Annotated in this window: 11 protein-coding genes; 8 read left to right on the top strand and 3 right to left on the bottom strand. The window is 62.0% G+C overall.

Annotated elements, in window-relative coordinates; genetic code table 11:
- Positions 1–69 precede the first annotated feature (69 nt).
- Positions 70–1,068, top strand: coding sequence for a DMT family transporter (locus tag AB4O25_RS03890; protein ID WP_460150528.1), 999 nt, complete (start codon positions 70–72; stop codon positions 1,066–1,068).
- Here the strand turns inward: AB4O25_RS03890 and AB4O25_RS03885 are convergent.
- Complete coding sequence (locus tag AB4O25_RS03885) at positions 1,055–2,458, bottom strand: MFS transporter (protein ID WP_460060311.1); 1,404 nt, start codon at positions 2,456–2,458, stop codon at positions 1,055–1,057. The genes AB4O25_RS03890 and AB4O25_RS03885 overlap by 14 nt on opposite strands.
- Positions 2,459–2,759: 301 nt before the next feature.
- On the opposite strand from AB4O25_RS03885, the gene proP reads away from it, so the two are divergent.
- From proP to AB4O25_RS03870, 3 genes are all read left to right on the top strand, one after another.
- Positions 2,760–4,262, top strand: a complete 1,503-nt coding sequence (gene proP, locus AB4O25_RS03880) for a glycine betaine/L-proline transporter ProP (protein WP_068934837.1) — start codon at positions 2,760–2,762, stop codon at positions 4,260–4,262.
- Between the two features lie 51 nt (positions 4,263–4,313).
- The gene (locus AB4O25_RS03875; protein WP_017530424.1) at positions 4,314–4,820 is read left to right on the top strand and encodes a GAF domain-containing protein; all 507 of its coding nucleotides are present in this window, start codon (positions 4,314–4,316) and stop codon (positions 4,818–4,820) included.
- 161 nt (positions 4,821–4,981) lie between these two features.
- The gene (locus AB4O25_RS03870; RefSeq protein ID WP_460150526.1) at positions 4,982–7,561 is read left to right on the top strand and encodes a bifunctional diguanylate cyclase/phosphodiesterase; all 2,580 of its coding nucleotides are present in this window, start codon (positions 4,982–4,984) and stop codon (positions 7,559–7,561) included.
- A 45-nt stretch (positions 7,562–7,606) separates the two neighbouring features.
- On the opposite strand, the gene AB4O25_RS03865 is transcribed toward AB4O25_RS03870, so the two are convergent.
- Positions 7,607–8,428, bottom strand: a complete 822-nt coding sequence (locus tag AB4O25_RS03865) for an AraC family transcriptional regulator (protein ID WP_116079798.1) — start codon at positions 8,426–8,428, stop codon at positions 7,607–7,609.
- 97 nt (positions 8,429–8,525) lie between these two features.
- On the opposite strand from AB4O25_RS03865, the gene AB4O25_RS03860 reads away from it, so the two are divergent.
- The 3 genes from AB4O25_RS03860 to AB4O25_RS03850 all read left to right on the top strand — a co-directional run bounded on the left by AB4O25_RS03860 (position 8,526) and on the right by AB4O25_RS03850 (position 12,240).
- Complete coding sequence (locus tag AB4O25_RS03860; protein ID WP_017530427.1) at positions 8,526–9,737, top strand: MFS transporter; 1,212 nt, start codon at positions 8,526–8,528, stop codon at positions 9,735–9,737.
- A gap of 119 nt (positions 9,738–9,856) precedes the next feature.
- On the top strand, positions 9,857–10,996 hold the full coding sequence (locus AB4O25_RS03855) for a sensor histidine kinase (protein ID WP_116079799.1): 1,140 nt from the start codon (positions 9,857–9,859) through the stop codon (positions 10,994–10,996).
- Between the two features lie 86 nt (positions 10,997–11,082).
- Positions 11,083–12,240 carry a GGDEF domain-containing protein gene (locus AB4O25_RS03850; RefSeq protein WP_223496570.1) on the top strand — a complete coding sequence of 386 codons (1,158 nt, stop codon included), beginning with the start codon at positions 11,083–11,085 and terminating at the stop codon, positions 12,238–12,240.
- A 121-nt stretch (positions 12,241–12,361) separates the two neighbouring features.
- On the opposite strand, the gene AB4O25_RS03845 is transcribed toward AB4O25_RS03850, so the two are convergent.
- Positions 12,362–12,667, bottom strand: a complete 306-nt coding sequence (locus AB4O25_RS03845) for a DUF2834 domain-containing protein (RefSeq protein WP_065878468.1) — start codon at positions 12,665–12,667, stop codon at positions 12,362–12,364.
- 83 nt (positions 12,668–12,750) lie between these two features.
- Between AB4O25_RS03845 and AB4O25_RS03840 the strand changes: the two genes are divergently transcribed.
- A complete protein-coding gene (locus tag AB4O25_RS03840) occupies positions 12,751–13,539 on the top strand; it encodes a helix-turn-helix domain-containing protein (protein WP_017530431.1) in 789 nt (262 codons plus the stop codon).
- Positions 13,540–13,548: the final 9 nt, after the last annotated feature.

Raw genomic sequence — 13,548 nt, 5'->3', positions numbered from 1 at the left:
CCGAGAACTCGTTTGTAGCACAGCGGCAGGCCTGGGCACCATGCACCCATTCCCAGATGGATAACCCTGATGAACTCAATGCAAACATCGATGCTCGCCGGCGTGATGCTGGCGGTGGTGGCGACCCTGGGCTGGGCGCTGAACTTCATCACCCCTTACGTCAGTGGCGCCTATAGCCTCTACGACCTGATGGTGGTGCGGTTTCTGATTGCAGGAATAGTGGGCCTGATGGGTACCCTGCTGTACCGTGCCCACCTGCGTGTGCTCGGGCCAGGCCAATGGTGCGTCGCCGCAGCGCTCGGCGCACTCGGTTGCCTGGGGTACGGCGTGTGCATCGCTGCGGGTGTGGTATTCGGCGGCCCGGTACTGACGCCCACGTTGGTCGGCCTGGTTCCGGTGTTGCTGGCGCTGGTGGGCAATGCCAGCGACAAGACCGTGCAGTGGCGTCGGCTGGCGACGCCGCTGGCCAGCGTAACGGCAGGGTTGTTGCTGTCGAATCTCAGCAGCGCGCATCAGCCGTCATTGGGCATCGTCGCCTGGCTGGCCGGGTTGTTTTTTTCGGTGGGTGCAGTGGCCTTGTGGGTTGGCTTCAGTGTGATCAACCAACGGCAATTGATGAAACTGCCGGCGTCAGCCACCGGGCTCTGGAGCGCGCTGATGCTGCTGGGCGCAGGGCTCGCGACGCTGTGCCTGCTGCCTGTTGCGCTGGCGCTGGGCTTGCTCGAACTGCCAACCGCAGGTTTCAGCCTGCCCCAGGCAGGACCGTTGTATGCCTGGGGTTTGATCATCGCGGTGATGTCCACCGTGGTGGGCGCCTGGGCCTGGAACGCCGCAACCCGGCGCCTGCCCATGGTACTGAGCGGGCAATTGATTGCCCTCGAGTCGCTCTTCGCCACGCTGCTCGGCCTAGGGTTTCACGGGCGCTGGCCAACGCCGACGGAAACGGCAGGCCTGGCCGCCGTGCTGATGGGCGTGGTAATGGCGGTGCGGATCATCCTGAGCGGGGCAAGCGTCCCTGTAAAACGGGGCTTGATCGACTCAAGCCCCGGCCGCTTTACAGATCAGTGATTTCCTTGTGGCGCGGCACCAGCGTCTTCATCACGCTCCAGGCCACCAGATACGCCAGCGCGCAGATGGCGAACATGATCATGTAGCCGGTGTGGATGTCGTTGATCGACTTGTAGTAGTCGAACACCCAGCCGCCGATCTTGGTCATCACCACGCCGCCCAGACCACCGGCCATGCCGCCAATGCCCACCACCGAGGCCACGGTTTTCTGCGGGAACATGTCGGACACGGTGGTGAAGATATTGCACGACCACGCCTGGTGCGCGGAGGCGCCCACGCCGATCAACACCACCGGTACCCAGAAGCTGATATAGCCCAGCGGTTGGGCCAGCAACACCACCAGCGGGAACAATGCGATCACCAGCATGGCCTTCATGCGGCCGTCATACGGCGCATCGCCACGCGCCATAAAGTAGCTGGGGAACCAGCCGCCGCCGATACTGCCGACCATGGTCATGCTGTACAGCACGGCCAGCGGCATCACGATATCGGCGCCTTTCATGCCGTACTGCGCCGACAGGTAAGTGGGCAGCCAGAACAGGAAGAACCACCATACGCCGTCGGTCATGAACTTGCCGAAGGCAAAGGCCCAGGTCTGGCGGTAGGTCAGCAGCTTGAACCACGAGACTTTTTTCTCGGCCATGCCGACGGGCGCCTTGGCAAACGGCTGCACGGTCTGGTCGCTGCGGATGTAGGCCAGTTCTTCGGCCGAAAGACGTTTTTGCTGCTCGGGTTTTTCATACACCGCCGCCCACACCGCCACCCACACGAAGCCGAGCATGCCGATGACCATAAAAGCCGCTTCCCAGCCCCACATGCCGGCAATCAAGGGCACGCAAATCGGCGCCAGGATCGCGCCGACGTTGGCGCCGGAGTTGAAGATACCGGTGGCCAGTGAGCGTTCTTTCTTGGGGAAATATTCGGCGGTGGCCTTGATCGCAATCGGGAAGTTACCCGCTTCGCCAATCGCCAGCACAGCGCGCGACAGCATGAAACCGGCAATCGACACCGGAATCACCGCCAGCCCGATGGCCCCGCTGACGGCGGCGATGCCCTCGCCCATCGGCACCGAGAACGCATGCATGATTGCGCCGGTGGACCAGATCGCAATCGCGATGACATAGGCGGCCTTGGTGCCGATCTTGTCGACAAAGCGCCCGGCGAACAGCATGGAAATCGCATACACAAACTGGAACACCGCCGCGATGTTGGCGTAGTCGGTGTTGCTCCAGCCAAATTGCGTGGACAACTGCGGGGCCAGCAGGCTGAGTACCTGGCGGTCGAGGTAGTTGACGGTGGTGGCGAAAAACAGCATCGCGCAGATGGTCCAGCGATAGTTGCCGACCGCCTGGCCAACACGATGGGCACTGATGGGCTCGTTCAGATTCATGGCATCACTTTTATTTTTGTTAGGTAGGACATATGTAACGTCATATGTCGTCGTACAACTGTGGCTTTTATATCGGGCCGCTCACGGGGTGTCAATCTGAAAAATCGCGAATTGTCGAGGTATCACGTGGTTACTAAACGTTTCAGGAAAGCCAGGTTGTAGGATGACAAACGGTTTTAATCCTCAATTGAGAAAAAACACGCTTAAAGGTGAATTATTTCATGTGCGCTTGTATCTGAACTGACAGAGCGGTGCTGTCGCAGTGATAGCACTCCCCTTGTTCAGTTTTAGAGTGGTTCGCATGAAATTACGTAAGAAGAGCGTCAAACCCATCGGGTTGAATGACATCACCATTGTCGACGACACCAAGGTGCGCAAGGCGATCACCGCCGCCGCCCTGGGTAACGCCATGGAATGGTTCGACTTTGGCGTGTATGGGTTTGTCGCCTATGTGCTGGGCAAGGTGTTCTTCCCGGACGCCTCGCCCAGCGTACAAATGATCGCCGCACTCGGCACGTTCTCGGTGCCCTTCCTGATTCGCCCGCTCGGCGGCCTGTTCTTCGGCGCGCTGGGCGACAAATACGGGCGGCAGAAAGTCCTTGCCGCGACCATCGTGATCATGTCGCTCAGTACCTTCGCCATCGGCCTGATCCCCGGCTATGCCTCGATCGGCATCTGGGCGCCGATCCTGTTGCTGCTGTGCAAGATGGCCCAGGGCTTCTCGGTGGGCGGTGAATACACCGGCGCGTCGATTTTCGTCGCCGAATATGCGCCGGACCGCAAGCGCGGTTTCCTCGGCAGCTGGCTGGACTTCGGCTCGATTGCCGGTTTCGTGCTCGGTGCCGGTGTGGTGGTGCTGATCTCCAGCGTGCTGGGCGAAGCCGAATTTGAAGCGTGGGGCTGGCGCCTGCCGTTCTTCCTCGCCCTGCCCCTGGGCATCATCGGCCTGTACCTGCGCCACGCGCTGGAAGAAACCCCAGCGTTCCAACAGCACATGGACAAGCTCGAACAAGGCGACCGCGAAGGCCTGAGCCAAGGCCCCAAAGTCTCGTTCAAGGAAGTTGCCACGCAACATTGGCGCAGCCTGCTGACCTGCATCGGGATTGTCGCGGCCACCAACGTGACGTACTACATGCTGCTCACCTACATGCCCAGCTACCTGTCGCACAACCTGCACTACAAAGAAAACAGCGGCGTGCTGATCATCATCGCGATCATGGTGGGCATGCTGTTCGTGCAGCCGTTCATTGGTTTTGTCAGCGACAAGATCGGGCGCAAGCCATTCATTATCGCCGGCAGCATTGGCCTGCTGTTTCTGTCGATCCCGGCGTTCATGCTGATCACCAGCGGCAAGATCGGCCTGATCTTCGCCGGCCTGTTGATCCTGGCGGTGATCCTCAACTTCTTTATCGGCGTGATGGCCTCGACGTTGCCGGCGATGTTCCCTACCCACCTGCGCTACAGCGCGCTGGCGAGTGCGTTCAACGTTTCGGTATTGATCGCCGGTGTCACCCCGACCGCCGTGGCCTGGTTGGTGGAAAGCACCAACGACCTGTACATGCCCGCCTATTACCTGATGGTGTTTGCGCTGGTCGGCCTGGTCACCGGCCTGACCATGAAGGAAACCGCCAACAAGCCCCTGCGCGGCGCGGCACCGGCGGCGTCGGACATGGAAGAGGCCAAGGAGTTGCTGCAGGAACACCACGACAATATCGAGCAGAAGATCGAAGACATCGATGCGCAGATTGCCGAATTGGAAGCCAAGCGCAAGAGCCTGGTGCAGCAGCATCCCCGTATCAACTAAACCCTTACCCCGCGTGGTGGCCGAGGCCACCACGTTGCCGGAGTGTTCAGCATGCTTTCGAGCGTCACCGCCCCACAATCGCTGCTCAGCCCGGAAGAGCGCGCTGCGATTGCCGAAATAGAAGCCACCACCAGCATCCTGCAACTGGTCACGCGCCTGACCAACATGCGATTTGCCGGCATCGCCAAGTTCACGGACCAGGACTGGATCGTGTGCTCGGCCTACGACCCCATGGAAATGGGCATCAACGTAGACGATGTACTCGACCTGGAAACCACCCTGTGCAGCGAGTTCTGCGTCAACCCGCAGACCTTGTTCATCCCCCAAGTCAGTGCAGACGGCCGCTTTGCCACGCGGCCCGTGGTCAAGCAATACGCCATCGAAAGTTACGCGGGAGCGCCGATCTTCCTGCCTGACGGTCGCCTGTTCGGCGCGCTGTGCGCGCTGGATTCGCGCGCGATGCTGTTCGACGACCCCAACCTGCCGGAAACCCTCAGCCTGTTCGCCCGGCTGATCGGCTGCATCTTCTTCGCTAATTTAACGGCGAATGATTGCTAGGCGCCGATTGGCCACGCAGGTCGGCGATATCGCGCTTGGGCGGCACACCGTGTCAGTGGCCGCGCCGTGCGCTGCCGCAGCGCCTGAACCTCTAAATATTTCGCCGGGGCCGCCGATAGCCTGTCATACCACTGACTTGCAGCGAGGCCCTGCGCAAAATAATGCCCAACTCTCTCGCCCCTATCGTCCGCTCGCTCTCCTCTCGCACCAGCTTGTCGCTGACGCGCACCTCACTGTTCAACTTCATGATCCTGCTGGCCGGTGTGTTTGCGGCCGCGGCGTACTCGCTGATCTACCTTGCCCACGACATGGACCGGTCAGAGCAAGCCGAGAGTGCATTTCATACGCGTAAAGCCATGCAGGCGATGGAAAAGTCCATGCGTTTGAACGTCAAGGACTACGCCTTCTGGAGCGATGCCTATCGGTATCTTCACCTGCATGTCGATGAAGACTGGGCCTATACGCGCGGCAATGTCGGGGCGACGTTGTACCAGGATTTCGGTTTCCAAGGCGTGTTTGTGGTCAACGATGCCGACCGCACGGTGTATGCAGTGGTCGAGGGCGAACAGCAACCCTTTGAGATCAGCGAGTGGCTCGACCAGCCCCTCACCGCCCTTCTCGAACAGGCGCGGGCGGGGGTTGAAAACGAAACATCGGTGAGCACCCTCATCAACGTGCGCGGCAACCCTGCGCTCGTGGCCGCCGCCGCCATCACGCCAGGCACCGACCCCACGGTGGTCGCCGATGAGCGGCGGGCCTCGGTGCTGGTGTTCGTCAATATTCTTGACGGCGCCAAACTGGGCGTGATCGGCGATGACTTCGGCGTGGCCAACCTGCACATCGCCACAGCCGCCGACATCGCCAAGGGTGTGTCGCTGCCCCTCGGCGACAACGGCAGCGCGGGCAGCCTGTATTGGCAGCCGGAGCAGCCCGGCAAGCGTTTGATGGGCGTCGCCCTGCCGCTGCTGGGCCTGGCGGCGTTGCTGGTGTGCCTGATGACCTGGATGATTTTGCGGCGCAGCACTGCGGCTGCCCTTGCCCTTGATGCCAGCCATGACTCGTTGCAAAACAGCCAGAACGCCTTGGCCACCAGCGAAGCGCGCTTTCGCGATGTGGTGGAGGCCAGTTCCGATTGGGTGTGGGAGATCGATGCCGAGTGGCGCTTTACGTATTTGTCGGAGCGTTTCGAAAGCGTCACCGGCTTGGCCCGTGATACGTGGATCGGCGCGGCGATGAACGACCTGCTGGAGACCGAAGACGGCTTGCTGTCGCAGTGGTTGTGCACGCCGGGGCGCCGCCCCGACCTCAGCGTGCAATGCCTGTACCTGGATGCTAAGGGGCAAGAGCGCACCACCCGGTTGTCGGCGCGGCAAATGCCCTGTGGCGGGTTTCGTGGCACGGCCACCGACGTGACCGAAGAAGTCGAGGCGCGCCGGCGTATTGAGTTTCTGTCCCTGCATGACGCCCTCACCGGGTTGCCCAACCGTACGCGCCTGCAAGCCTTCCTCGACAGCAAACTCAAAGCGCTGCCGCCGCCGGAACGCCCGCTGGTCATGCTCAGCCTGGACCTGGACCGCTTCAAGCCGGTCAACGACTTGCTCGGGCATGCCGCCGGCGACCGCGTGCTCAATGAAGTGTCGAGCCGCCTGAGCGCTTGCGTGCGCCATGGCGACCTGGTGGCGCGGGTCGGTGGCGATGAGTTTGTGCTGATCCTGACCGATGCCGGCACGCAGGACGACGTCGAAAACCTGTGTCGGCGCTTGATCGGGTCGATCGAGCAGGCCATCCGCATCGATGACCAGGACGTGTTTATCAGCGCCAGCATCGGCATCACACTGGCGCCCAATGACGCCAGCGAGGTCACCGAGCTGCTGCGTTACGCCGATATCGCGCTGTACGAGGCCAAGGCGGCCGGGCGCAATACCTGGCGGTTCTACTCGGGTGAGATGAACGCGAAAATCATCGAACGCCGCCGCCTGGAAAGCGACCTGCGCTATGCGATCAAACATGAGGAATTGCGCCTGCACTTCCAGCCACGCTATCGCATCGCCGATGGGCAGATGGTCGGGGCCGAAGCGCTGGTGCGCTGGCAGCACCCGGTGCGCGGGCTGATCGCCCCGGACACCTTCATCCCGATTGCCGAAGAGTCGGGGTTGATCCTGTCCCTCAGCGATTGGGTGCTGGCCACCGCCTGCGCCTGTGCCGCCAAATGGCCGGACAACCTGTTCGTGTCGGTGAACCTCTCGCCCATCGAATTCAAGCGCGGCCACCTGGTACAACGCGTACGCCAGGCGCTGAATACCGCGGGCATCGACCCGGCGCGGGTTGAGCTGGAAATTACCGAGAGTGTCATGCTCGAAGATGCCGTTGTCGCGCTTGAGGTGATGCACACCCTCAAGCAGTTGGGCATTCGCATCGCCATGGATGATTTCGGCACCGGGTATTCATCCCTCAGCTACCTGCGCGCCTTCCCGTTCGATGGGCTGAAAATCGACCGCAGCTTCCTGACCCGGCTCGAAGACAGCGAGGGTGACATGGCCATTGTCCAGGCCATCATCGGCCTCGGGCGCGCCCTGACACTCACGGTGACCGCCGAAGGCATCGAAACCGCCGAGCACCTGGCCATGCTCAAGGCCGTGGCCTGTGACGAGGGCCAGGGTTACTTCCTCAGTCGCCCCATGGATATCGATGCGTTCACCAACCTGCTGATGGATGATCACCAGCGAACCCATCAGGCATAACGCACGTGGGTCAGTAGGACAGTTCTACGCGCGAGGCGTGATGCGCTATTTGAAAAAGTGACTCGGCGTCTTGCCGAACTGCTTCTTGAACATGCTGGTAAAAGCGCTCGGGCTGTCATAGCCGAGCGCCAGGGCCACGTCGATGATCTTCTCGCCCAGCGCGATGCGCTCCAGTGCCAGCAGCAAGCGTGCCTGCTGACGCCATTGGCCGAAGGTCATGCCGGTTTCCCTGCGGAACAAGCGCTGGATGGTTTTCTGGTCCAGGCCCAGGCGTTCGCTCCAGTGCGCGACGGTGGAGGCGTCGCCGGGGTCCTGTTGCAGCGCCAGGCAGATTTGCCGGATACGCGGGTCGCCAGGCTGCGGCAGGGACAACGGCAGGGCCGGCAACAGGGCAAGCTCATCGAGGATCAGGTGCATGATCCGGGCGTCCCGCGAGTCCTCGGCATAGGGCGGCTTCAAACTGACCGAGGCCTTGATCAGCTCGCTCAGCAGGGGCGAGATGCTCACCGCCTTGGTCTCGGTGGGCAAGTTGGGGAAGCTGTCGGCGCGGACAAACACGCTGCGCATCTTCAGCGGCCCCACGCACCGCAAGGAATGCACATGCCCGCAGGGCATCCAGAAACCGCGATGGGGAGGCACCGTCCATTGGTTCTGCGCCGAATGCACGACCATCACGCCTTCAGTGGCATAGAGCAGTTGATGCTTATCGTGGCTGTGGTCGGGGATCACCCAGTTTTCCGGGTAATCGGTGGCCGAACTGATCACGGCCCAATCGCCCTCGTCGATCTCTTGCAGGAATTTATCCAGGGATTTGATCATTTCGCCCTTTTTGCGACAGTTGTTGCCCCGATTTCGCGAGACAGGCATTTTTCAGGAATCTAGCATAAACCCCGAAACAATTTGAAATGGGCAGCCGGCTCAAGTACTGGCTGCCCCTGTTCGCTGCCTTGTATGGAATGCCTGCATGTCGACACTCACCGCGTCACCCGCTGCTGCAACCAGTACACCCCACGCCAGCCCCTTGGTTATGCGCATCCTTGGCGCGTGCGCCCTGGCGCATCTGATCAATGACCTGATCCAGGCCGTGCTGCCGTCGATCTATCCGATGCTCAAGGCCAACTACGGGCTGACATTCACCCAGGTGGGAATGATTACCCTGACGTTCCAACTGACCGCCTCACTGCTGCAACCGTGGATCGGTTACCACACCGACCGCTATCCCAAGCCCTGGCTATTGCCGGCCGGCATGGTGTGCACCTTGATCGGTATTTTGATGCTGGCATTTGTCGGCAGCTTCCCGGCGATTCTGCTGGCGGCCGGGCTGGTGGGCGTTGGCTCGTCGACCTTCCACCCGGAAACGTCCCGCGTGGCACGCCTGGCTTCCGGTGGCCGCTACGGCCTGGCGCAGTCGACGTTCCAGGTCGGCGGCAACACCGGGAGTGCCTTGGGGCCCCTGCTGGCAGCGGCGATCATCATCCCGTACGGCCAGGGCAATATCGCCTGGTTCGGCCTGTTTGCGGTGTTCGCGATTCTGGTTTTGTACGGCCTGAGCCGCTGGTATCGCAACCACCTCAACCTGTTCAAGCTCAAGCAGGGCGGCAAGGCTACCCACGGGCTGTCCAAAGGCCGCGTGACCTTTGCTCTGGTGGTGTTGGCCGTGCTGGTGTTTTCCAAGTACTTCTACATGTCCAGCCTCACCAGCTATTTCACCTTCTACCTGATCGAAAAATTCAACCTGTCGGTGGCCAACTCGCAGTTGTACCTGTTCCTGTTTCTGGGCGCGGTGGCGGCGGGCACCTTCTTTGGCGGGCCGATCGGCGACCGGATCGGGCGCAAGAAGGTCATTTGGTTCTCCATCCTCGGCGCCGCGCCGTTCACCCTCGCCCTGCCCTACGTCGACCTGTTCTGGACCGCCGTGCTCAGCGTGGTGATCGGCTTTATCCTGGCCTCGGCGTTCTCGGCCATCGTGGTATTCGCCCAGGAGCTGGTGCCAGGCAACGTGGGAATGATCGCGGGCGTGTTCTTCGGCCTGATGTTCGGCTTCAGCGGGATCGGCGCGGCTTTGCTGGGTTTGCTCGCCGATAGCCATGGCATCGAGTATGTCTACACGCTGTGCTCTTTCTTGCCGCTGGTAGGCATCCTGACGATCCTGCTGCCGTCGACCAAAGGCGTGTGACCGACCCGTTGCGCAGTGCCTTTGCACTGCGCAGCGTCATGCAGGCTAAATCGTGCTTAAATCCCCGTTTGGCAGCCCCGTGCGCTTCTCTGCGTATCGCCACTCGCTAGGATTACCGCATGCGCCTGTCAGACTTCATCCTTAGCAACCTCGAACCCATCCTGCAGGACTGGGAAGACTTCGCCAGCACGATCCAGACACCCGGCGCGGCACTGGACCAGGACGGCCTGCGCGATCATGCCGCGCAGATGTTGCACGCCATCGTCCAGGACCTGCGCACCACGCAGACCGTGCAGGAGCAGTTGGACAAGGCCCAGGGCCTGGCCCCCCAGGGAGACGCGGAAACCCCCGCCGAAACCCACGCGGTCACACGCTTGATGGCGGGGTTTTCCATCGACCAGATGGTGTCCGAATACCGTGCGCTGCGTACCAGTGTGCTTCGCCAATGGCTCAAGCGTGTCAAGGGCGGTACAGCGCTGGATGTCGATGACATGAACCGTTTTCATGAAGCTATCGACCAGGCCCTCGCCGAATCCATCGCCAGTTATTCGCGGGCAGTGGAAGCCTCGCGCAACGTGTTCCTCGGCATCCTCGGTCATGACCTGCGCACACCACTGGGCGCTATCTTGCTTGGTGCCGATAGCCTCAGACGCTCACAACTGGGGGGCGAACGCGACAGCCGCGTGGCCACCCAGATCTACACCAGCGTCCAGCGTGCCAGCCAAATTGTCGGCGACCTGTTGGACCTGACACGCTGCCAGATGGGCCCCGGTATTCCGGTAAGACGCACCCAGGTCGACCTCGTGCCGATCTGCGAGCGTATCGTTGCCGAGATCCAGGCATTTGATCCGCACGCCCAGCTACGATTCGAGTCGGCCCCATCGGCGGCGGGACTGTTCGACGGCGCGCGCATGGAGCAGGTGTTTTCCAACATCATCAGTAACGCCGTGCATCACGGCGACTTGCATTCGCCCATTGCGGTGGCGCTGACGGTCACGCCAGACCACTGTGTGTTCAGCGTGCATAACCAGGGCCCGCCGATCCCGAATGACGTGCTGCCCTTCATTTTCAACCCCATGGGGCGCTTTTCCCAACGCTCGGTGATTGAGCATGGCCCGACGGAAGGCCTGGGGCTGGGTCTGTTTATCGCCTCCGAAATCGTCGCCTCCCACCAGGGTTTGATTGAGGTCGAATCCGACAGCCGGCACGGCACGGTGTTTCGTGTGACGGTGCCCCTCAACGGCGCTGGAGCAGCTTGATAGCCGATTGCCACTAATGCTCCGAAATGCCTGTGAAACGCTTACAATCGCGTTTGTCCACGCACCTCAGGCAGACCCGGCAACACATGACACTCGACCCTCCTACCATTTTGGCCCTCACCGTCGCCCTGGCCGCCGCGGCCGCCCTGTACCTCGCGGTGGAATGGCGCAGCGTGCGCGAACCGTCGCTGCTGTTGTGGAGCGCCGGTTTCGCCACCATTAGCCTTGGCTCCACGCTGGCGCTGCTGCGCATCAACGGTTTTTTAGTCATCGGCATCTGGTTCGCCAACGGCTTGCTGGTGAGCGCACATTTTCTGTTTTTGCTCGGCGTGGCACGGTTTACCCAGGTGCGCGTGTCGCGGGCGTGGTTGCTGATGGTCGCCGTCTGGTTTGGCATGCTGGCCCTGCCGGCCGACCCGTCATGGTCCAAAGCCATGCTGGTGGTGCAGTCGCTGCTGGTCGCCCTGCCCACCTTACGTGCCAGCTTGCTGCTGCGGCCCCATGGCCGGTCCTTGAGCGTGGGTGCGGTGCAACTGCGTTTCGTGCTGCTGATCCATGGGCTGTTCTACGTGATCAAGGCCCTCTCGGTGGTGGTCCCCGGCACGCTGATCGACCTTGCCGCGTTCAAGGGCGAAATCATCCAGGTTTCCCTGGTGGAAGGCGCGATGGCGATCATGTTGATTGCCTTGTCCATGACCGGCTCCGAGCGCTACCGCCGCGAACAACAGATCGCCCGCCTCGCCGCCCGCGACCCACTCACCGCCCTCTACAACCGCCGCGCCCTCGACCTGCGCGCCCCGCGCCTGCTGGCCCAGATCTCGCCGGCCCAACCCGGCGCCCTGCTGCTGATCGACATCGACAACTTCAAAGGGGTCAACGATCTCCACGGCCACACGGCGGGCGACCGTCTGTTGATCGCCCTGAGCGAGATGATCCGCAGCGTCGTGCCCAAGGGCGCACTGGCGGCACGCTTGGGCGGCGATGAATTTGTGATCCTGCTGAGCCCGGCGTCTACCGAGCAGATTGTTGAGCTGGGCAGCGACTTGCGCGGGCAATTCCAGCAATTGGCCGCGCAGAGTTTCAGCACGCCGCAACCGGTGACGTTGAGCATTGGCGCGAATCTGTTCGATCAGCCGGAGAGCCTGGCGGTGTTGATTGAACAAGGGGATTGGACGTTGTATGAGTCCAAGCGGGGTGGGCGCGACAGTATTCGGTTGGTGGATAGGACCGGGCCGGGGGCCTGATGCGGATGAGGGAGCGGCGGTCTTGGAGGCCGTTCATAGCAACCGGGCAATGCTCACGCCGCCGAGTCCGAACAAATTAACGCCCAGCACCCGCACACACAGGGCGTAGAGCTTAATCGGGTCAGTCATCCCGCCGCCCATTCACCACGATGTAAAGCAATGGCCCCACCGACACGAACACGGCGGTCAGCAGAAAATACGGTAGCACCGACATCAGCCTGCGCCCTCGCCGACGCGCATCCCGATACATCCATACGCACGCCAGTACCGCCATCAGGTACAGATCAATCACCACCTGCGCGGTGTCGGGCCGCGACAGCAGTTCCCGTCCAAAGGCCGGCAGCGATTGCTCGGCGGTGAGCATCGTCACCAGGGTATACAGCGAAAACCCGAGCAAAGCGGCCAGGGCGAGAAAGGGTCTGGGCATGGTCTGTTCCTTGACGTGATCGAGCCTCACCTTAGTGATAAGGTTTGGCCCCTCGCAATGACCTCGGAGGTCATCAATACGCCATGGACAACCCTGCCACCGCCGGCGAACACCTGCGCCAGTTACGCAAACAGGCCAAGCTCAGCCAACTCGACCTGGCCTTGATCACCGGCGTGTCCCAGCGCCACCTCAGTTGCCTCGAAACCGGCCGCGCCAGGCCCAGCCCGGTTACGTTGCATGCATTGCTGACCGCACTGGATGCGCCGTTGGAACGCGCCAACCGCGTGTTCCTCGCCGCCGGTTACGCCCCGCGCTATAGCGCCACCCCGCTCGCGTCCCCGGCCATGGCCGCGATTCGTGAAGCGGTCAGCCATGTACTGCATGCCAACAACCCGGCGCCGGCGATTCTGCTGGGCAGTGAGTGGCAAGTGTTGGCGGCGAATGCCAGCGCCGCCGTGCTGTTTGCGCTGCTGGGCATCGAGCCCCGGGCGGCCGACGACCTCAACCTGTTGACCACCCTGCTGCAACCCGGCGGCCTGGGTGACCACCTGCTCAACGCCGAAGAGATCCGCACCCTGGCCTGGCAACGGGCAGCTCGCGAGGCGCTGGGCAACCCGGCGTTGGCCACGTTGCTGGCGCGCCTGCCGCCGCCCACCCACACCCAACTGCCCAACGAAATGCCACCGCTGGTGCTGACGCGCGTGCGTTCAAGCCGGGGTGAGCTGAGCTTTCTGTCGACGTTCACCACTTTCGGCATGCCCCAGGACATCACCCTGACGTCACTGCGTATCGAGCATCTGATTCCTGCGGACGACGCGACCTGGCAGGTGATGCGCGGCGCCTACGCCGATTATGCCGCGCTGGTTTTGTGAAATATCTGT

The sequence above is a fragment of the Pseudomonas sp. S3_A03 genome, from assembly GCF_054668275.1.
This window is presented reverse-complemented; position numbering and strand designations above follow the sequence as displayed.

What these genes read in the sequence shown, in the direction of transcription:
- AB4O25_RS03890 (WP_460150528.1), top strand. Translation starts at nt 70, where the DNA reads ATGAACTCAATGCAAACATCGATGCTCGCCGGCGTGATGCTGGCGGTG.
- AB4O25_RS03870 (WP_460150526.1), top strand. Translation starts at nt 4,982, where the DNA reads ATGCCCAACTCTCTCGCCCCTATCGTCCGCTCGCTCTCCTCTCGCACC.
- AB4O25_RS03840 (WP_017530431.1), top strand. Translation starts at nt 12,751, where the DNA reads ATGGACAACCCTGCCACCGCCGGCGAACACCTGCGCCAGTTACGCAAA.
- AB4O25_RS03855 (WP_116079799.1), top strand. Translation starts at nt 9,857, where the DNA reads ATGCGCCTGTCAGACTTCATCCTTAGCAACCTCGAACCCATCCTGCAG.
- AB4O25_RS03885 (WP_460060311.1), bottom strand. Translation starts at nt 2,458, where the DNA reads ATGAATCTGAACGAGCCCATCAGTGCCCATCGTGTTGGCCAGGCGGTC.
- AB4O25_RS03865 (WP_116079798.1), bottom strand. Translation starts at nt 8,428, where the DNA reads ATGCCTGTCTCGCGAAATCGGGGCAACAACTGTCGCAAAAAGGGCGAA.
- proP (WP_068934837.1), top strand. Translation starts at nt 2,760, where the DNA reads ATGAAATTACGTAAGAAGAGCGTCAAACCCATCGGGTTGAATGACATC.
- AB4O25_RS03860 (WP_017530427.1), top strand. Translation starts at nt 8,526, where the DNA reads ATGTCGACACTCACCGCGTCACCCGCTGCTGCAACCAGTACACCCCAC.
- AB4O25_RS03850 (WP_223496570.1), top strand. Translation starts at nt 11,083, where the DNA reads ATGACACTCGACCCTCCTACCATTTTGGCCCTCACCGTCGCCCTGGCC.
- AB4O25_RS03875 (WP_017530424.1), top strand. Translation starts at nt 4,314, where the DNA reads ATGCTTTCGAGCGTCACCGCCCCACAATCGCTGCTCAGCCCGGAAGAG.
- AB4O25_RS03845 (WP_065878468.1), bottom strand. Translation starts at nt 12,667, where the DNA reads ATGCCCAGACCCTTTCTCGCCCTGGCCGCTTTGCTCGGGTTTTCGCTG.